This window comes from Motilimonas eburnea (genome assembly GCF_021295345.1).
GTDB lineage: Bacteria > Pseudomonadota > Gammaproteobacteria > Enterobacterales > CBDFNC01 > Motilimonas > Motilimonas eburnea.
In genome coordinates this window covers 171720-190251 of sequence record NZ_JAIMJB010000002.1, presented here as the reverse complement: position 1 = coordinate 190251, position 18532 = coordinate 171720, and the positions used below count along the sequence as shown (strand labels likewise).

The following is an 18532-nucleotide window of genomic DNA, read 5'->3' as shown; positions in this document are numbered from 1 at the left end:
ATTCTTTATGGTGTGCAAAGGTAAATCACACCGCTAATTGAAGATGGTTTGGTCACCAAATTTTTGTTTGAACACATGGTAATTACGAGCCAGTGTTCGCCGCATATGAAACGGCGCATGTTTTAATACGTATGTCATGTAGCGTGTTGAAGCCGCTTTGGCACTGTCTTGATAGATGTCGACATAAGCCCAGTCGCTATCAGGATCACTGGCCACAAACATGTTTAGCGCGACCTCTTGGCAATACTGCTTTGGCACGGGTTGGGCCATCACATGGACCACAGGTTGCTTGGCATCGCCCGTCAGTTCTAACGCGTGGGCCAAGGTTTGGTGATTAATGGAAAAATGCTGACAGTTTTCGGCTTCTGCTCCTATGTGCAACTGATCGAATTGACCTGAACGTATGACGGGGGGATGACTGTCATCGAGTTGGGAAACACCGTGGCGTTTTAAACAGCGCGCCAAGCCAGAACGCGACACCTGCGGGTTGATATGTTGTTGAGTTACTGATAACAGTTTGTTTAGGCTGAATTTTAAGATCAGCTTAAGTTGTACCACCACATATTCCTGCGCCGGAGTGAGGGTTGTGTTCAATTTTGCAGGAATATTCGATGCATCATTAACATTTTCGCGTTTTTTCCATTTACGAACAGTGGCTTCGCTGATATTTAAAATACGAGCAAGCTTTGCAACACTCAGATCGGAAGACTGAATAAATTCACGCATTTCGGGCGTGGTTGTCGCGTTGGCATGGCGTTTAGTCGTCATGCTGTTTGATAGCCTTGAATTTTAGTCATTGACATGGTGTTGGGTTTTAAACTCGTGTTTTTTTGGGTTTATCCAAGTATTCGTTCGCTATTTGAGCCTTGATTATCCGTTCTTTGCTAAAGTTAGCTAAAGGACAACAAGCTCAATCAGCCTTAAATTTGAATCTCGCAATTTACATCAGTCGAAGATTCGAAACAATGTGCCGGAACAATCCTAAGCAACAATATCCGGTTTGCATGCTTTTCTAGGGAGAAATAATGTCAAAATATGATCTAGATCTCGCCAGAGTAGAAGTGATTTACTCTGATTTGAGCAAAATATCCAGTCAATCGCTAGAAGAGCTGACCGCCATTTGGTGTCCAGCAGAGGAAATTGCTGAGCTTAGCCAGTCAAAAAATACACAAAAGAACCACTCTCGTTTATTGAGTCGCATGTTACTTCGCTATGCACTCAAGTTAATGCATCCCAAAATCAATCATCTCCATTGGCATATCGAAAACAACGCTATGGGACAGGCGGTTTTGCAAGGTCGGCTTGATAGATTAAATAATCTAAAATTGCCTCGGTTTAGTTTTTCTTACAGCTACCCCTATGTTGCCGTCGCGTTTCATCGTGAAGCCATTGGATTAGATATTGAAGTTCACGACTCCGAGCTGGATTATCGCAGCATCGCCGAGAACTTTTATTCGCCCAGTGAAATCGCCCTGATGGATTCGCTACCTAAACAAGACCGACAGACTTTTTTCTATCACTTATGGACAATTAAGGAAGCCAGCGCTAAAGCCTTAGGCAATGGCCTTCGCATGAAGCTATCGAATATTAACGTCGATCATGACCCTAAAGATTTACTGACGGAATACGGTCATGTGCCAGTGCGTATTTTCGACAAAAAAGAAGTGTTTGATAAAAGTACGGGTTTAAAACTTCGCAAGCGCGTGTTGATGAAGGAAATGTATAGCCAATGGTTTATTATCAAGCCCAATGTGCACTTTGCCATCACTCAAGACCACGCTAACCCCATTGCACTTGAATATATTGAATGGGATTAGGGCCTGTTGACCTTTTGAGCTTGTTTTTGCAACGATTTGTTGGGTATTTATACAAAACAATCGTTGTAGGCAGCGACTTTGCAGCATAGCCAACTATGCAAAAAGGCGCTAACGCAGTAGAAATGACCAACAAACGCTGTCCTACGGATTCGGCTAAAGCCCTTCGGGCGTAAGCATTCTATTCGTCGTTGAGCAGTATTTACTTAGAATGCTAAGCTACACACCGCTCGCCTTGCCCAAAACGCTTTTAGACAGGGTGTCTCCCACCCGAACAAAAATTAACCGCGAAAGGTCATCAGGGCCTAAGATGTGGCTCAATGGGGCGCAGTTAAATTCCACTGCGCCTGGCACTTTTTTAAGCTGAACTTTGGTTATGTTAATCGCTGCATGACTGCCGCTCCCACTAAGCTTAACTTATTTAGACTCAAGTAATTGCAATACTTCTGCCGGGAGTGGACATAAGCTTCTGGCTTGATTCATACACACCATCTCAATTTCCGCCGTTACCGCAGGCTTAGTGCCATTGGGTCGCCAGATTTCCTGTAACCAGATAGAGCGATAGGGACCATCAAAATAAAACTGGGTTCGTACGTCTACGATGTCTGCAAACTCAACTCCTTCAAAACAACCCATATTGGTTTTATACACCGCAAAGCCGATGCCTTGTTGTTGCCATAATTGCTGCAGCATTTGCGCCCCTATCACATGCTCGCGCGCCCGTTCGAAGTATTTTAAAAAGTTGGGATGATAGACTACGCCGGAAAAATCCGTATCTTCATAGTAGATTTGCACTGGAAAATGATAGGTTTGGCTAAGTTTGGTATTGTCTGGCAAAGATGTTGGCATGGCTTAAGTCGGTGATGAGTCAGTTGTTAAGGTTTAATTGCTTTATAAACAATCCCGTGAAGGGCTGCAAGTGCTGCTGGTTTATGCAGCAATAAATCAAAGAATCTCCATTTGCATGGCATTTAACGCCACAAAACGTTGCATCTTATTTTTTTTCTTGTTCCAATGAGCCGTTTTTTTATCGACCGTTATAAGATAAGGCTTTTTCCACCAGATGAATTACTCCAAGGTCTACGTTAACAGCATTGCTTACGAACTGGCACCGATTACCGTTTCTAGTGAAAGCTTAGAAGCGAAACTGGCGCCGATTTATGACAAATTTCGCATCCCGAAAGGGCAATTAGCCGTGTTAACAGGCATTGAAGAGCGTCGCTGGTGGCCCAATCACACTAAAGTCAGTGATGGTGCGATTAAAGCCGCGCAAAAAGCCGTATTAGAAACAGGCGTCAATATTGCCGATATCGGCGCGGTGGTTTACACCGGGGTGTGTCGCGATCAACATGAGCCAGCCACAGCTTGTCGTATTGCCAGTCAATTAGGCGTTGCCAATAAAGCCAGTATTTATGACATTAGCAATGCTTGCCTTGGTGTGTTAAGTGGCATGTTAGATATCGCTAACCGGATAGAACTTGGCCAAATTAAAGCTGGCCTTGTAGTGTCGTGTGAATCAGCCCGTGACATTGTTGATACCACCATAGCTAAAATGCTAGCCAACCCCAGCATGCAAAACTTTGCTGCCGGCCTTGCCACCTTAACTGGCGGCTCAGGCGCTGTCGCCGTGCTTTTGACCGATGGCAGCCTTGATTTGACCAATACAAAACAGCATAAGCTTGAGTCTGCAACCACCCTCGCCGCACCGGAACACTTTGATTTGTGTTATTGGGGCATGGAAGAAACGGCTAAAGGGGTATTTAGAGAAAACATGCGCACTGATGCGGTATCGTTACTCAAGCATGGCGTGGCCCTAGCCCAGCAAACTTGGCAAGAGTTTCTCAGTAATGCAGGTTGGCAGGCTGAGCAAGTCAATAAAGTGATTTGCCATCAAGTGGGCTCAGCCAATCGTAAAAACGTGCTTGAAGCCCTTAATATCAATCCGATTAAAGAGTTTCCAAGTTACCAGAAGCTAGGCAACATGGGGACAGTCTCCCTGCCCGCAACGGCGGCAATAGCCCATGAACAGGGCTTTTTACAGCCCGGCGATAAAGTGGGCTTTTTAGGTATCGGCAGTGGCTTAAATTGCATGATGTTGGGGTTAACTTGGTAATGAAAACAGCAGCTCAATACTCTCCCTATCAAGCCCATTATTTTGATCGTAATGGCTTAAAATACCATTACGTTAACGAAGGTAGCGGCGATCCTGTGGTGATGGTGCACGGCAACCCAAGCTGGAGTTACTACTATCGTGATCTGGTGGCGGCATTAAAAGACCAATATCAAACCATCGTGCCGGACCATATCGGAATGGGGCTTTCCGATAAGCCAAACGATGATAAGTACGACTACACCTTAGATTCTCGCATTGACGACTTAGCCGCCCTATTGCAACACCTTGGCATTAATAAAAACATCACCTTAGTCGTGCATGATTGGGGTGGTATGATTGGCATGGGTTATGCCGCGCGCTATCCAGAGCAGATCAAGAAAATTGTCGCCCTGAATACAGCGGCCTTTCATATGCCAACCACTAAGAAATTACCTAAGCGGCTGTATCTAGGCCGTAATACCCAGCTGGGCGAGTTATTGATCCGCGGCATTAATGCCTTTAGTTCATTGGCTTCCTACATCGGTGTTAAACGCAAGCCGATGCCGGCCGAGGTACGCAACGCCTTTGTCGCACCTTATAACAATTGGCAAAACCGCATTGCTACAGTGCGCTTTGTTCAAGATATTCCACTGCAACCGGGTGATAAGGCCTATGCTAGCGTCAGTGAGATTGAGGCTAGCCTAAGCAAATTTAAACACCTGCCGGTGTTTCTTGGCTTTGGTTTGCAAGATTTTGTGTTTGATCAGCACTTTCTTGATCGCTGGGTACATTTCTTCCCTGAAGCAAAGGTACATGCTTACCCCGATTGTGGACACTATATTTTGCAGGATGCGGCACAAGAGATCATTCCGTTGATCAGTGATTTTATTCGTCAAGATCATTCATCAAGTTAAGCCACTAGCTAGCTGATAACCACGCGGTGCTCATATGAATCAAACCAGCAATAAAGCAGTTAATATTGCTAATCACTTAACCACCATGGCCAATGATCATCCTGATAAATTGGCGATCGCAATTCAGCAGCACTCACTGTTCGGCAAAGTCGCCCATTATACAGAATTAAACTTTGCCCAACTTGAAACACAAGCCAATCTCTGTGCTTGGGCTTTACACCAGCGCGGGGTTCGCTGTGGTGATAAGGTGGTGTTGATGGTCACCCCTAGTGTGGATTTTTTTGCCCTCACTTTTGCGCTGTTTCGCGTTGGTGCGATCCCGGTCTTTGTTGACCCCGGCATGGGAATTAAAAACCTTAAACAATGTTTTGCCGAAGCTGCGCCCGATGTGTTTATCGGCATCGATAAAGCGCATATTGCTAGGTTGTTGTTTGGTTGGGGCCGTGCATCCATTCGCATCAGTATTACGGTTGGGCAACTTGGCCTTGGCAGTAAACTCGAAAAACTCAAAGCCAAAGTCAAAATCAACCATGATGATGCTTTTGAACCTGTGGCTGCCAGAGCTAATAAAATGGCCGCGATCTTGTTTACTAGTGGTAGTACAGGTGTCCCTAAGGGCGTTGAATACAGCCATGCCATGTTTAATGCGCAAATAGACGCATTACGACAAGACTATGGTATTAGCCCAGGTGAACGTGATCTGGCCACTTTCCCATTGTTTGCCCTATTCGGCCCCGCTTTGGGCATGGCATCCATTATCCCTGACATGGATGCCAGCCAACCAATCAAAGCAAACCCTGAGTTTATTTTTGCCGCGATTGAGCGATATCAATGTACCAACTTATTTGCTAATCCCGCCCTGATGGATGTGCTTGGCAATGCTGGCAAAGCAAAGGGTGTCACTTTAAACAGTATAAAACGGGTTATTTCTGCTGGAGCCCCGGCAACGCCTGCTTCTATCGCAAAATTTGAAACCTTACTCAACGAATCAACCCAAGTATGGACGTCTTACGGTGCGACGGAATCCTTACCTGTGTCTAAAATTGGCAGCCATGAGTTGTTACAACAAACGCAGGTGATCACAGATCAAGGCGGTGGGATCTGTGTCGGTTATCCCGTGGCGGATATCAAGGTTAAGATTATTAACATCACCGATGAGCTAGTCCAAAGCCTAAGCCAAGCACAAGTGTTAGCCACCGGCCAAATTGGTGAAATATGTGTTCAAGGGCCCGTCGTTTCTCCTGCTTATTATCAACGTATGGGGGCTACTGCACTTGCCAAAATAGATGACGAAAATGGTGGCTTTTATCATCGCATGGGCGATGTGGGATACCTGGATACAACGGGCCGACTCTGGATGTGTGGCCGAAAAAGTCATCGCGTGACGTTACAACACACCGAGCTATACACCTTAAGTTGTGAGCGCATATTTAATCTTCACCCGGATGTCTATCGTACAGCCTTAGTAGCGGTTAAAGTGGCGGGAATAAAACAGGCCTATCTGTGTGTAGAGTTAAACTCTGGTGTGCAAGTAGATCAAGAGATGTTATTCGAGCAATTGAAGGAATTAGGTCAACAATATCGTCACACACAACAAGTGGCAGGATTTTTAGTTCACCCTAAGTTTCCGGTCGATGTACGTCACAATGCGAAAATCTTTCGCGAGAAATTAACGGTCTGGGCCCAAGCAAAGCTAGATACATAATATAGGTTAGAATATGGAAAAGGTACTGGTTACCGGTGCAGGCGGGTTTCTTGGTTTAGCATTGGTTAAATTGCTGTTAACAAAAGGCATTCAAGTCAACGCCTTAGTGCGTCGTGATAACCCTGAATTAGGTCAGCTTGATGTTACTATCTTCAAGGGTGATCTGACCGATTACATGGCTGTTGAAGACGCTGCTCGCGATTGTGATACCGTGTTTCATGTGGCATCCAAGGCCGGCGTTTGGGGCGCAGAGGAGCAATACATCGCTTCCAATATTACGGGTACCCAGCATGTCATCGAAGCCTGTGAGAACTTAGCCATCTCTAGGCTTATTTATACCAGTACGCCTAGCGTGATTTTTTCCGGCAAGGATGAAGATGGCGTTGATGAATCCGCACCGTACAGCAATAACCCCCTTAACCACTACACGGCCACCAAAATTGCTGCCGAGAAAATGGTGCTTGCGGCCAATTCAGATACCTTGTTAACCACGAGCCTACGCCCACACCTTATTTGGGGGCCAGGCGATCCTCACTTGATCCCTCGCGTGATCAGTAAGGCGAAAGCGAAGCGTTTAGCCTTAGTTGGAAACCGAGATAAATTAGTGGATACCGTCTATGTGGATAATGCCGCTCTGGCACATTATCAAGCCGCGGTTGAGCTGACTCAAGATGCAAAATGTGCCGGCAAGGCTTACTTTGTCAGTAATGATCAACCCGTGACCATGGCCACTATGCTAAATGATATTTTGTATGCGGCCGGTTTACCCCCAGTACAAAAACGAGTAAGCAGCCAATTGGCTTTTGCTGTTGGGGCGAGCCTAGAGTTCATTTATGGTGTACTTCGCCTGAAACAAGAGCCTGCCATGACGCGTTTTGTTGCCAAGCAATTAGCGACGGCACACTGGTTTGATATCAGTGCAGCAAAAAGAGATTTTGGTTACCAGCCAACGATCAGCATGACACAAGGTATGGCTAAACTTAAACAGTCATTAAATCAATCCTGACCATCAACTAATGATTGCGCATTTCAAAATCAAAGCTGGCGGTGTCACTTTGTCCTAAATAATCTAGCTCTATGGTTAGCTGCCAAACCATGCTTTCGGTGATGCAGGCCCCCAGTAACAATTCGCCTTGGTATTGATCTGCTATGTCGCTCGCATTAAAAATGACAGGAATGGTGCCCATGAACATGTCTTTACCCTTCAAGTAAGCTTTAGTAATTGTCATGCCTTGGCCAAGGGTCAAGCGCAAAGGAAGCGGCGTTTCGGCTAGCACTGGCGTGTTAGCTTCACTACTGATATTTATTTGCTGACCAAATACGTCATATTCACAGCCTTGGTTAAACTCACACAAGGCGATGTTGGTAAGCTCAGTGGCAGGCTCCTCACTGACAGCGTGTGTCGGCTCTAGGGTTCGATAGACAAAAGCTGCAGTTAATACAGATAAAACCACTAAGATCTGGATGATGCGTTTTAACTCTAACTTCATGTCAAATAATTCCTATTAACCCTATTTTGAGTAGGTTTTAATCAATTGCTGTTTTCTATAGCAGATTTAGTTAACAAATTTGTTCGCCATTAACAATTTAGCTGCACTGTGACTGTCATTGTAACGTTTTCTGCAGTAGAATTCGCATCGAATATTGTGTTTGTAAAACTCCTTGCTTTACTGAGTAGGGACAGCCAGTTTTATGCCAAGCACATATTTGCTAATTGTTTCGTGAATAACGCTTTTAATTTACGTGCTAATTTACGTGGTAACAATGGACAGCAGCGGAAGCAAAATAAAATGACAAGCCATATAGAAAATCAACCTGACTACAACTACACAGTTGTACGCCAATTTACCGTGATGACCATCATCTGGGGTATTGTTGGCATGGGTGTCGGTGTGTTAATCGCAGCTCAATTAATTTGGCCTGCGCTCAACTTCGAAACCCCTTGGCTAACTTATAGCCGTTTACGCCCTCTTCACACTAACGCCGTTATTTTTGCCTTCGGTGTCTGTGCCTTGATGGCAACCTCCTTTTACGTGGTACAACGTACCTGTCAAACAAGATTGTTTGGTGGCCCATTAGCACAAGTTGTGTTTTGGGGTTGGCAATTGGTGATCTTATTGGCAGCCATCACCTTACCTATGGGTTACACCGCGGGTAAAGAATACGCCGAACTAGAGTGGCCAATCGATATCTTGATTGCCGTGATCTGGGTGATTTACGCGATTGTGTTTTTTGGCACGATTGTTAAGCGTAAAACATCACATATCTATGTCGCTAACTGGTTCTTTGGTGCCTTTATCATTACCGTAGCCGTGTTACACATAGTGAACAGTGCCGCTGTGCCTGTTTCTATGATGAAGTCTTACTCTGCCTATTCAGGTGCAGTGGATGCTATGGTGCAATGGTGGTACGGCCACAACGCGGTAGGTTTCCTATTAACCGCGGGCTTCTTAGGTATGATGTATTACTTTGTTCCTAAGCAAGCAGGACGCCCTGTTTACTCTTACCGTTTATCGATTGTTCACTTTTGGGCATTGGTTTCTGTGTACATTTGGGCAGGTCCACACCACCTTCACTACACAGCATTGCCTGACTGGGCACAGTCTTTAGGTATGATCATGTCGCTGATTCTATTCGCTCCTTCTTGGGGTGGTATGATCAACGGTATCATGACCCTATCCGGCGCTTGGCACAAACTGCGCTATGACCCAATTTTACGTTTCTTAATCGTTTCATTGTCTTTCTACGGTATGTCTACCTTCGAAGGCCCAATGATGGCAATCAAGACAGTAAACGCACTATCACACTACACAGATTGGACTATCGGTCACGTACACTCAGGTGCACTGGGTTGGGTTGCCATGGTATCGATTGGTGCAGTTTACCACTTGATCCCTAACCTATTCGGCCAAGGCAACATGTACAGCACTAAGTTAGTCAATGTGCATTTCTGGCTTGCAACTGTGGGTACGGTACTTTACATCGTAGCGATGTGGATTTCGGGTGTTATGCAAGGCCTAATGTGGCGTGCAGTAAACTCTGACGGTACGTTGACTTACAGCTTTGTAGAGTCACTACAAGCGTCTTACCCCTTCTACTTTGTTCGTTTCTTAGGCGGCGCAATCTTCCTAAGCGGTATGCTAATCATGGCTTACAACGCTTACAAAACGATTGTTGCACCAAAGGGCTCATTGCAGCCAGAACCGCAAGCAGCTTAAGGAGTAGCCGAGAATGAAACATGAAATAGTCGAAAAAAATATTGGTCTAATGGCCATTCTGGTTGTTATTGCAATCAGCTTTGGTGGCTTGGCGGAGATCACCCCGCTATTATTCCAAAAAGAGACGACTCAACCTATTGATGGGTTACGCCCTTATTCGGCACTTGAGTTAGAAGGCCGCGACATCTATATCCGTGAAGGTTGTAGCGTTTGTCACAGCCAGATGATTCGTCCTTTCCGCAGTGAAACTGAACGTTACGGCCATTACAGCGTGGCTGGCGAGCACGTTTGGGAACACCCATTCTTATGGGGTTCGAAACGTACCGGTCCTGATCTCGCTCGTGTCGGTGAACGTTATTCTGATGATTGGCACCGTGCTCACTTAATCGACCCGCGCTCTGTGGTTCCTGAATCGAATATGCCAGGTTTCCCTTGGCTTGAAGAGAATCAACTTAGTGGTGAGCTAACGGCTAAGAAGATGGAAACCTTCAATATGTTAACTAAAGGCAGTTGGCATACTGATGAGCAAGGCAATGCCATTCCGCTTTACTCTGAGCAAGACATTGCCGGAGCATCAGATGCGGTTAAGGGTAAGACAGAAATGGATGCGTTGATTGCATACCTTCAGTCTCTAGGTCACGCACTTAAATAATTGAGGTGGTTAATATGGATTACGGAACATTCAGTGGATTATATACCGGATTTTTAATTGTAATCTTTATTGGCATTATCGCCTGGGCTTACAGCAGTAAAAATAAATCGTCATTCGACAAAGCCGCCAACCTGGTTTTTGCTGATGATGAAGCGGTAAAGCCAAGTGCCGACAATAAAAACGCAGGAGCGAATTTATAATGAGTACTTTTTGGAGTATTTGGATAACCGTTATCACGCTGATTGTGATTATCGGTTGTGCTGGTCTTTTGTACTGGTGTGCAAAAGATAAAATGGGTGTTGAAGAAGGGAAGTCCATGGGACATTCTTTCGACGGCATTGAAGAGCTAAACACGGGCTTACCTAAATGGTGGGTTGGTTTATTTGTTTTCACCATTGTAGGTTGTGTAATTTACATTTTACTCTTCCCTGCTTTTGGTGGCTTTGGTAACGGCCTGTTAGGTTGGACCAGTGCTGATCAAGATATTGTTTCAAAACAAGATTCGATTGAGCGCGCGGCCACGTCTAACTCTCAATACCAACGTGAAGTAAACAAGGCCAATGAGCTTTACGCTGAAGTGTTCAAAAAGCTAACCCATGACGAGCAAGGTCAATATATTGCTGTAGAAGAGGTCGCGAAAAACCCTGAAGCGGTTAAAGTTGGACAACGCTTGTTCTTACAAAACTGTGCTCAATGTCATGGCTCTGATGCTAAAGGTTTTACCGGTTTTCCTAACCTAACCGACAACGATTGGTTATACGGTGGCACCGGTGACATCATTAAAACGACCTTAATGGAAGGCCGTAATGGTGTGATGCCAGTAGGTGGTTTACTGACGCCTGAGCAATTAGAAGGCGAAGGCTTACAAAATCTGGTTTCTTATGTCCTTAGCTTAAGTGGCCGTAAGGTAAATGCAGTTGAAGCGCAAAAAGGTAAAGAGCTTTTCGGTACTTGTATGGGCTGTCACGGCGCGGATGGCTCTGGCATGCAAGCCCTTGGTGCACCTAACCTAACCGACAATATTTGGTTATACGGCGGTTCACGTAAAGCCGTTGAAGAAACCATCATTCACGGTCGTAACGGTGTGATGCCAGCTTGGAAAGACATCTTAGGCGAAGATAAAGTTCATATTATCGCCGCTTATGTATACTCCCTTTCTAACCCCCAATAAGAAATATTAATTCTTACTCAAAACCCCGAATTTTCGGGGTTTTTTTTTGCCTTTTTGTTACAATCCAAGGGTTCATATTAAGGAGTGATGCAGTGAAAAATAAATGGTACCAACAGAGTTCAGTGTGGCTCATTATTCTCTTACCATTGGCAGCGGTTATCGCCGGTATCAGTACTGTTATGATTGCCCACGACAATAAAGTCGACCTGGTAGCTGAAGATTATTATAAAACCGGTAAAGCCATTAACGCCGACCTTTCAAAGCTGAACAATGCACTCAAATCAGGCATCACCACTCGTTTAGTAATGGATGGAGATCAAGGCGTCATTTCGATTGCCTCTGGCGATGTTCCCCCTAATCAAGCCCTTAAAATCAGCTTTTATCACGCGACCCTTTCTGGGCGTGATTTTACCACTATGCTCTCGGCCGATGCGGCCGGTCATTATCGTTTTACCTTTCCCAGCGAAATTCAAGGAAAATGGGCGGTACGCGTTGAGCCATTTGATAGCAGCTGGCGAGTCCAAAACAATGTGACTTTTCCTATCACTCAGGTGATACTCGATGGCAAGCAATAACGTATCCGGTTGTTTTCATTGCGGCGAAGCCATTCCGCCAGACAGCCAATTCTCCGTGACCTTAAACGGAGAGCAAAAAAACATGTGTTGCCCCGGCTGCGAAGCCGTGGCACAAACCATTATTGACAGTGGCCTAGCCTCTTATTACCACCACCGTACTGAGCAAGCCCAAAAGGTCGATGGCTTGGTTCCCGCGGAGTTAAGTGCTTTAAACCTGTACGATCTTGAAGAAATTCAAAATGATTTTGTACAGCATAATAAGGCCTTACAAGAGGTCATGGTGTCTATCGACGGCATTACTTGTGCCGCGTGTGCTTGGTTGATTGAACGTCAATTACGGGTATTGCCTGGCCTGGCTTTTATCAATGTTAATACCACCTTGCATCGTGCAATCATCCGTTGGGATCCTGAGCTAATCAAACTCAGTGATATCTTAAAAGCCATTGCGCAAGTAGGCTATCGCGCTCTGCCCTTCCAAGCTGACGAACAAGAAAAACAGTATCGCGAGCAAGTCCGAAGTTATATGAAGCGCGTTGGATTGGCGGGCATTGCGACAATGCAGGTGATGATGTTTGCCGTTGCCTTGTATGCTGATCTTTTTACGGGTATGGAAGAGGAGTTTCGTCAATATTTCCGCTGGGTCAGTATGATTTTGGCCACACCGGTTTTACTTTATAGTGCCCAGCCCTTTTATTTTAATGCGTTAAGAAATATCCGAAACCGTACCTTAGGCATGGATATACCCGTTTCTATTGCCTTGTTGGGTGCTTATATCGCTTCTACCTACGCCACCATCACCGGCACGGGCGAAGTGTTTTTTGAATCTATCTCCATGTTCACTTTCTTCTTGTTGATTGGTCGAATGCTAGAGCTAAGGGCCAGGCGTAAGGCCTCTGAAAGTGGCAATAACCTAGCCAAATTAATGCCTAAGATGGCCTGGTTAAAGCAAGGTGACACGGTCGAACACATCCCCGCCAAATTATTGCGTGAAGGGCAATCAGTGTTAGTTAAGCCCGGTGAGACCATTCCCGCCGATGGCGTCATCGTATCCGGCAAATCATCCATTGAGGAGTCCATGTTAACAGGTGAACATATGCCTGTTTTTAAAACCTTAGATGAGCCTGTTTATGCTGGCACCATCAATTTGGAAAGCCCCATTACGGTATTAGTTAAGCAGATTGGCCAAGCAACTTTGATTGCGGACATAATCCGAATGCAGGATTTAGCGCAGGCGGAAAAACCACATATTCAGGTGGTTGCCGACCATGTCTCTCGGTATTTTGTGGGTGCCCTATTGGTTTTTTCTGCCCTCACTTACAGTGCTTGGCTTTATGTTGCCCCTGAGCATGCTTTTTGGGTGACCTTATCGGTTCTGGTTGCGACTTGCCCTTGCGCTTTAAGCCTTGCAACCCCCACTGCGCTTACCTGTGCCACAGCAACATTGAACAAACTTGGCATCTTGATCCGTAAGAACCATGTACTGGAAACCTTAGCCAAAGCAAATCTGTTTGTATTTGATAAAACAGGCACCCTCACCCAAGGTAAATTTTCAGTGGCCAAAACCCATGTATTTGCCAATATAGACAAAGCTCAATCTCTTGCGTTAGCGGCGGCACTCGAGCAACACTCAGAGCACCCTATCAGTCGTGCTTTTGCTTCCTACAAGCAAGCCAATATCAAGATCGATAATGTAACAAATGTGCCGGGAGAAGGCTTAGAAGGCAAGCTGAAAGGACAATGTATTCGACTTGGAAAACCCGAATTTTGTCAGGTGTCTTTACCTGTCGCGTCTGATCTACTGCTCATCGTGATGACTATAGACAACGCGCTAGTTGCTGCTTTTGAACTGACCGACGAATTGCGTGACGACGCCAAATCCACCTTTGCCCACTTTAATCAACAAGATCTGAACACGGCTATGTTAACCGGGGATGGCTCAGCTCAAGCGAACATAGTGGCAACGCAACTGGGCATAAAAACCGTCATCTCAGGCGTCACGCCCGAACAAAAACGTGCGGCTGTGCAACAGTTTCAACATGATGGTCATATTACCCTCATGGTCGGGGACGGTATCAATGATGCGCCCGTGCTGTCCCAAGCCCATGTATCGGTGGCTATCGGCAGCGGTACCGATGTCGCTAAAAACTCGGCTGATGTGATATTAATTGGCGATTCATTGCATAAATTGGCCAAGGCTCGCCACCTTGCAAAACAAACCCGTGACATTATTAGGCAAAATTTAGCGATTTCCTTAGGTTATAATCTATTTATCTTGCCCCTGGCAGCAACAGGCCATGTGCCGCCTTATATGGCCGCCCTTGGCATGTCACTAAGCTCGGTTGTGGTTGTGACCAACTCCTTAAGGTTATTAAAAAAATGAGCATAATTTTCACACTGATCCCAATTGCCATTCTATTTGTTGTTATCGCAATTGGTCTGTTTTTTTGGGCGGTACGCTCTGACCAATTTGAAGATTTAGATCGTGAAGGCGTCAATATCTTATTTGATGAGGATGAGCAACCAACGCCTAGTGACCTCACTTCAGTGTCTCAAACCAAACCTGATAATCCAAGATCATCCTAATGGCAGACTTTTACGCTGCATTTTTTATCGGCTTACTTGGCGCGGGCCATTGTTTAGGCATGTGTGGTGGTGTTGCCAGTGCCATGACATTTTCTATCAACAAGGATGCGACTAAATCTCAGCAATGGCTTACCCTATTGCTTTATAACTTAGGTAGATCATCAAGTTATATTTTAGCCGGTATGGCCATCGCCGGTGGCGCTGCGGTTCTGAGTCAGTTGTTTGATGTTAAACAGGCTTTAATCATGCTGCGTTTATTGGCAGCGAGCATGATGCTGTTATTGGCGCTTTACATCAGTCGATTATGGCTAGGCCTGCAAGCATTAGAAAAAGCTGGTCAGCACCTTTGGCGACGAATTCAGCCCATCGCACGGTTTTTCTTACCATTAAAACACCCTGTTTATGCTTTTCCTTTAGGCATGGCTTGGGGCTGGCTCCCATGTGGTTTGGTCTATTCTAGCCTCTCTTGGGCCGCGGTGAGTGGCAGTGCCCTTAACGGTGGCTTGATCATGGCCGGGTTTGCGCTAGGTACGCTCCCAGCCATGACCACCCTAGGCTTGCTCAGCCACACTGTTAGTCGTTTGATCCAATCCAACTGGTTTCGCTATGGTGGCAGTGCCTTGTTAGCGCTCTATGCCCTTCACACTGGCTATATCGCCATCAAGCAACTGATTTAGCATTGACACTTGCATATTTTTAGCTGCATTTGTTTCTACCGCTCCTGAATGGCACTAAAACAGGTATGGCTTAAATCCCATGTTCTGTGAAATTTCTCACTCTGTTGCAATAAAGCGACCTTGTAATAGTAAGTATTTTTTCGTTTTTTTAAGGCGTAATCACTTTTTGCCTTTCAATTCACCTTCTGCCACCAATCTGCTATTTAAACTAAGTCAATAAATGTTACAATATTGATATATATCAAGTGGAGATTTCGGGTAAGCATGAAGTCCGATAATAAAAATACCAGACGCATCCAGTCAGGTGGCTGCGAAATACACTGCCAAGATTGCAGTATCAGCCAACTTTGCATCCCGGTGAGTTTAAACGAAACAGAACTCGACCAGCTCGATGAAATCATAGAGCGCAAGAAACCCATTCAAAAAGGCGAAGAATTATATAAAGCTGGCGAAGAAATGCGCGCTTTATACGCCATCCGCTCGGGGACGGTTAAGTCCTATACCATCACAGAGCAAGGCGATGAACAAATCACAGGTTTTCATTTAGCTGGTGATCTTGTCGGTTTTGATGCCATCAACACTGGTTCTCATCCAAGTTTTGCGCAAGCCCTTGAAACGTCAATGATTTGTGAAATACCTTACGATACCCTTGACGACTTATCCGGTAAAATGCCTAAGCTTCGTCAGCAAATCATGCGAATGATGAGTAATGAAATCGTGGGTGACCAAGAAATGATCTTGTTACTTTCGAAGAAAAATGCGGAAGAACGATTAGGTGCCTTTATCTACAGCTTGTCGCAACGTTTTTCTGAGCGTGGTTTCTCTCCTCGTGAATTTCGCTTGTCGATGACGCGAGGTGATATTGGCAATTACTTAGGTCTCACCGTCGAAACCATCAGTCGCTTACTGGGCCGTTTCCAAAAGAGTGAAATGATTGCGGTGAAGGGTAAATACATCACCATCATAGATCATCAACAACTGGCTGAAGTTGCAGGCGCTATCAAAGCGGATTAAGCCTTTGCGCGATGGAATTAATCAATTGAAAAATAAAATAATTGATCCCCATCGCGCCTTATTTCATCATTTTGAGCTAAATTATGACTAGAAACGTGGATTATTATCAGTAACCCGGAGGGGTGTATGGTTAAATATCGCAACATCTTAGTCGTCATTGATCCAACCAAAGAAGAGCAAACAGCCCTTTCTCGCGCCGTCTATATCTGTCAACGTGAAGAGCATGCTAAGTTAAAGCTGTTTCTATCTGTTTATGATTTTTCTTTTGAAATGACCACCATGCTTTCACTCGAAGAGCGTGAAGCCATGCGTGCCAGCGTGATACAACAACAAACCGCTTGGCTAGAAGAGTTAGCCGCTCCCTATCGCAGCCAAGGCGTATTTATTGACACCAAAGTTATCTGGCACAACCGGCCATTTGAAAGTATTATTCAAGAAACATTGGATTTTGGCCATGACCTTGTGGTGAAAGGGACACATCACCACCCTAAACTGCAGTCGGTCATCTTTACGCCCACTGATTGGCATCTCCTTAGGAAGTGTCCAGAGCCATTATTGTTAGTCAAAAATCATGACTGGCCAGAAAACGGGACGATTTTAGCGGCCATTCATGCCACGGCCGAAGATGATGAGCACGTTGCGCTCAATGATAAAATTACCCGAGAAGCACAAGATATGGCTAAAATGATCAATGCAAATGTCAGTTTGATCAACGCCTACCCTAGTACCCCCATGAATATCGCCCTAGAGCTTCCGGATTTTAATCCAATAGAATACAGCGATGCGGTGCAAAAACGCCACCAAGACATGCTGGCACAACATGCCGTAAAGCACGGTATTGCAGAGGAACGATTACATGTTGTAGAGGGATTGGCTGAAGATGTGATCCCGCAAACGGCAAAACAAGTCGATGCGGAGTTAGTGGTCCTTGGCACCGTTGGCCGAACTGGGATCAGCGCCGCATTGATAGGTAATACAGCCGAGCATTTAATCGACAGCTTAGATTGTGATTTGCTTGCATTAAAACCGATTGATTACGTCTCACCCTTACAGCAATAATTTCTGCGGCCAAGCAATTGGCCGCCCCCCTACTACCTGACTTGCTTGGTGCATTCTTGACGCTATAATACGCAGACTTTTTTTGCTGTGGATAGAACTATGGGTACACCGACGGCCGAGGCCAAAGCACAATACAACCAGAATAAACTGCACAAACGTTTGCGTCGTGAGACAGGAAAGGCCATTGCCGACTTTAACATGATTGAAGAAGGCGATAAGGTCATGGTTTGCTTAAGTGGCGGTAAAGACAGTTATGCCCTCCTCGATATTTTAATGCACCTTAAGGCCCACGCACCCATTCAGTTTGATATCGTGGCAGTTAACCTAGACCAAAAACAACCCGGATTCCCTGAGGATGTTCTGCCTACGTATTTGGCGGACATAGGGGTCGATTTTGAAATTGTCGAGGAAGACACGTATTCCATCGTAATGGACAAGATCCCCGCAGGTAAAACAACCTGTTCATTATGCTCTCGCTTGCGTCGCGGTATTCTCTACTCCACCGCAACGCGTCTGGGCGCCACCAAAATAGCGTTAGGCCATCACCGTGACGATATTCTCGAAACCTTATTATTAAACATGTTTCATGGGGGGAAATTAAAATCTATGCCCCCCAAATTAGTCAGTGATGATGGCAAACATGTCGTGATCCGCCCGTTGGCCTATTGTAAAGAAGCGGATCTTGAAAAATACGCGCAGGTTAAGCAATTCCCTATCATTCCTTGTAACTTATGTGGCAGCCAAGAGAACTTACAACGCAAAATGATCAAGGAAATGCTGCAAGGATGGGAAAAACGCTTCCCTGGTCGAATTGAAAGTATGTTCCGCAGCATCCAAAATGTTGTGCCTTCGCACTTAATGGATCATCAGTTGTTTGATTTTAAATCAGTGGACCAACACAGTGGCGTGATTGATGGGGGCGATATAGCCTTCGACAAACCCGATTTGCCATCCGTAGCCGCTCCGTCTCATCAACAAGCCCCGCTGCAAGTGATAGAGCTAAAGTAAATATAGCCCTTTAGCTTAAACGATATCTCTCTCAAGTGGCTGATAGGACA

At 45.4% G+C, this 18532-nt stretch carries 19 protein-coding genes; 16 read left to right on the top strand and 3 right to left on the bottom strand.

Going from position 1 to position 18532, the window contains the following annotated elements:
- Nucleotides 1–33: 33 nt before the first annotated feature.
- Nucleotides 34–768, bottom strand: a complete 735-nt coding sequence (locus K6Y21_RS02905) for a transcriptional regulator (RefSeq protein ID WP_233070177.1) — start codon at nucleotides 766–768, stop codon at nucleotides 34–36.
- A 257-nt stretch (nucleotides 769–1025) separates the two neighbouring features.
- On the opposite strand from K6Y21_RS02905, the gene K6Y21_RS02900 reads away from it, so the two are divergent.
- Nucleotides 1026–1817 (top strand): 4'-phosphopantetheinyl transferase family protein, encoded by a 792-nt coding sequence (locus tag K6Y21_RS02900; protein WP_233070176.1) that lies wholly within the window; start codon nucleotides 1026–1028, stop codon nucleotides 1815–1817.
- A gap of 414 nt (nucleotides 1818–2231) precedes the next feature.
- On the opposite strand, the gene K6Y21_RS02890 is transcribed toward K6Y21_RS02900, so the two are convergent.
- Nucleotides 2232–2663: an acyl-CoA thioesterase gene (locus K6Y21_RS02890; RefSeq protein ID WP_233070175.1), complete on the bottom strand. Its 432-nt coding sequence runs from the start codon at nucleotides 2661–2663 to the stop codon at nucleotides 2232–2234.
- 214 nt (nucleotides 2664–2877) lie between these two features.
- Between K6Y21_RS02890 and K6Y21_RS02885 the strand changes: the two genes are divergently transcribed.
- Genes K6Y21_RS02885 through K6Y21_RS02870 form a run of 4 tightly spaced genes read left to right on the top strand, consistent with a single transcriptional unit; the run spans nucleotide 2878 to nucleotide 7531 of the window.
- Complete coding sequence (locus tag K6Y21_RS02885; RefSeq protein WP_233070174.1) at nucleotides 2878–3927, top strand: 3-oxoacyl-ACP synthase III; 1050 nt, start codon at nucleotides 2878–2880, stop codon at nucleotides 3925–3927.
- Nucleotides 3927–4820: an alpha/beta fold hydrolase gene (locus K6Y21_RS02880; protein ID WP_233070173.1), complete on the top strand. Its 894-nt coding sequence runs from the start codon at nucleotides 3927–3929 to the stop codon at nucleotides 4818–4820. The genes K6Y21_RS02885 and K6Y21_RS02880 overlap by 1 nt, the downstream gene beginning before the upstream one ends.
- Nucleotides 4821–4854: 34 nt before the next feature.
- Entirely contained in the window at nucleotides 4855–6525 is a 1671-nt protein-coding gene (locus tag K6Y21_RS02875; RefSeq protein ID WP_233070172.1) for a fatty acid CoA ligase family protein, read from the top strand.
- Between the two features lie 13 nt (nucleotides 6526–6538).
- Nucleotides 6539–7531 (top strand): NAD-dependent epimerase/dehydratase family protein, encoded by a 993-nt coding sequence (locus K6Y21_RS02870; RefSeq protein WP_233070171.1) that lies wholly within the window; start codon nucleotides 6539–6541, stop codon nucleotides 7529–7531.
- Nucleotides 7532–7538: 7 nt separating this feature from the next.
- On the opposite strand, the gene K6Y21_RS02865 is transcribed toward K6Y21_RS02870, so the two are convergent.
- Entirely contained in the window at nucleotides 7539–8015 is a 477-nt protein-coding gene (locus K6Y21_RS02865) for a hypothetical protein (RefSeq protein ID WP_233070170.1), read from the bottom strand.
- Nucleotides 8016–8315: 300 nt separating this feature from the next.
- Between K6Y21_RS02865 and ccoN the strand changes: the two genes are divergently transcribed.
- The 11 genes from ccoN (at nucleotide 8316) to ttcA (ending at nucleotide 18482) form a co-directional block, all read left to right on the top strand.
- On the top strand, nucleotides 8316–9743 hold the full coding sequence (gene ccoN, locus K6Y21_RS02860) for a cytochrome-c oxidase, cbb3-type subunit I (RefSeq protein ID WP_233070169.1): 1428 nt from the start codon (nucleotides 8316–8318) through the stop codon (nucleotides 9741–9743).
- Between the two features lie 13 nt (nucleotides 9744–9756).
- Entirely contained in the window at nucleotides 9757–10395 is a 639-nt protein-coding gene (ccoO, locus tag K6Y21_RS02855; RefSeq protein WP_233070168.1) for a cytochrome-c oxidase, cbb3-type subunit II, read from the top strand.
- A 14-nt stretch (nucleotides 10396–10409) separates the two neighbouring features.
- Nucleotides 10410–10595, top strand: a complete 186-nt coding sequence (locus K6Y21_RS02850) for a cbb3-type cytochrome oxidase subunit 3 (protein ID WP_233070167.1) — start codon at nucleotides 10410–10412, stop codon at nucleotides 10593–10595.
- Complete coding sequence (gene ccoP / locus K6Y21_RS02845) at nucleotides 10595–11566, top strand: cytochrome-c oxidase, cbb3-type subunit III (protein ID WP_233070166.1); 972 nt, start codon at nucleotides 10595–10597, stop codon at nucleotides 11564–11566. The genes K6Y21_RS02850 and ccoP overlap by 1 nt, the downstream gene beginning before the upstream one ends.
- 92 nt (nucleotides 11567–11658) lie before the next feature.
- A complete protein-coding gene (locus tag K6Y21_RS02840) occupies nucleotides 11659–12141 on the top strand; it encodes a FixH family protein (RefSeq protein WP_233070165.1) in 483 nt (160 codons plus the stop codon).
- Nucleotides 12128–14521 (top strand): heavy metal translocating P-type ATPase, encoded by a 2394-nt coding sequence (locus tag K6Y21_RS02835; RefSeq protein WP_233070164.1) that lies wholly within the window; start codon nucleotides 12128–12130, stop codon nucleotides 14519–14521. Before K6Y21_RS02840 ends, K6Y21_RS02835 begins: the two co-directional genes overlap by 14 nt.
- A complete protein-coding gene (gene ccoS, locus K6Y21_RS02830) occupies nucleotides 14518–14724 on the top strand; it encodes a cbb3-type cytochrome oxidase assembly protein CcoS (RefSeq protein WP_233070163.1) in 207 nt (68 codons plus the stop codon). The genes K6Y21_RS02835 and ccoS overlap by 4 nt, the downstream gene beginning before the upstream one ends.
- The gene (locus K6Y21_RS02825) at nucleotides 14724–15401 is read left to right on the top strand and encodes a sulfite exporter TauE/SafE family protein (protein WP_233070162.1); all 678 of its coding nucleotides are present in this window, start codon (nucleotides 14724–14726) and stop codon (nucleotides 15399–15401) included. Before ccoS ends, K6Y21_RS02825 begins: the two co-directional genes overlap by 1 nt.
- 264 nt (nucleotides 15402–15665) lie before the next feature.
- Nucleotides 15666–16415, top strand: a complete 750-nt coding sequence (gene fnr / locus K6Y21_RS02820; protein ID WP_233070161.1) for a fumarate/nitrate reduction transcriptional regulator Fnr — start codon at nucleotides 15666–15668, stop codon at nucleotides 16413–16415.
- Between the two features lie 126 nt (nucleotides 16416–16541).
- A complete protein-coding gene (uspE, locus tag K6Y21_RS02815; protein ID WP_233070160.1) occupies nucleotides 16542–17474 on the top strand; it encodes a universal stress protein UspE in 933 nt (310 codons plus the stop codon).
- A 99-nt stretch (nucleotides 17475–17573) separates the two neighbouring features.
- On the top strand, nucleotides 17574–18482 hold the full coding sequence (ttcA, locus tag K6Y21_RS02810) for a tRNA 2-thiocytidine(32) synthetase TtcA (RefSeq protein WP_233070159.1): 909 nt from the start codon (nucleotides 17574–17576) through the stop codon (nucleotides 18480–18482).
- Nucleotides 18483–18532: the final 50 nt, after the last annotated feature.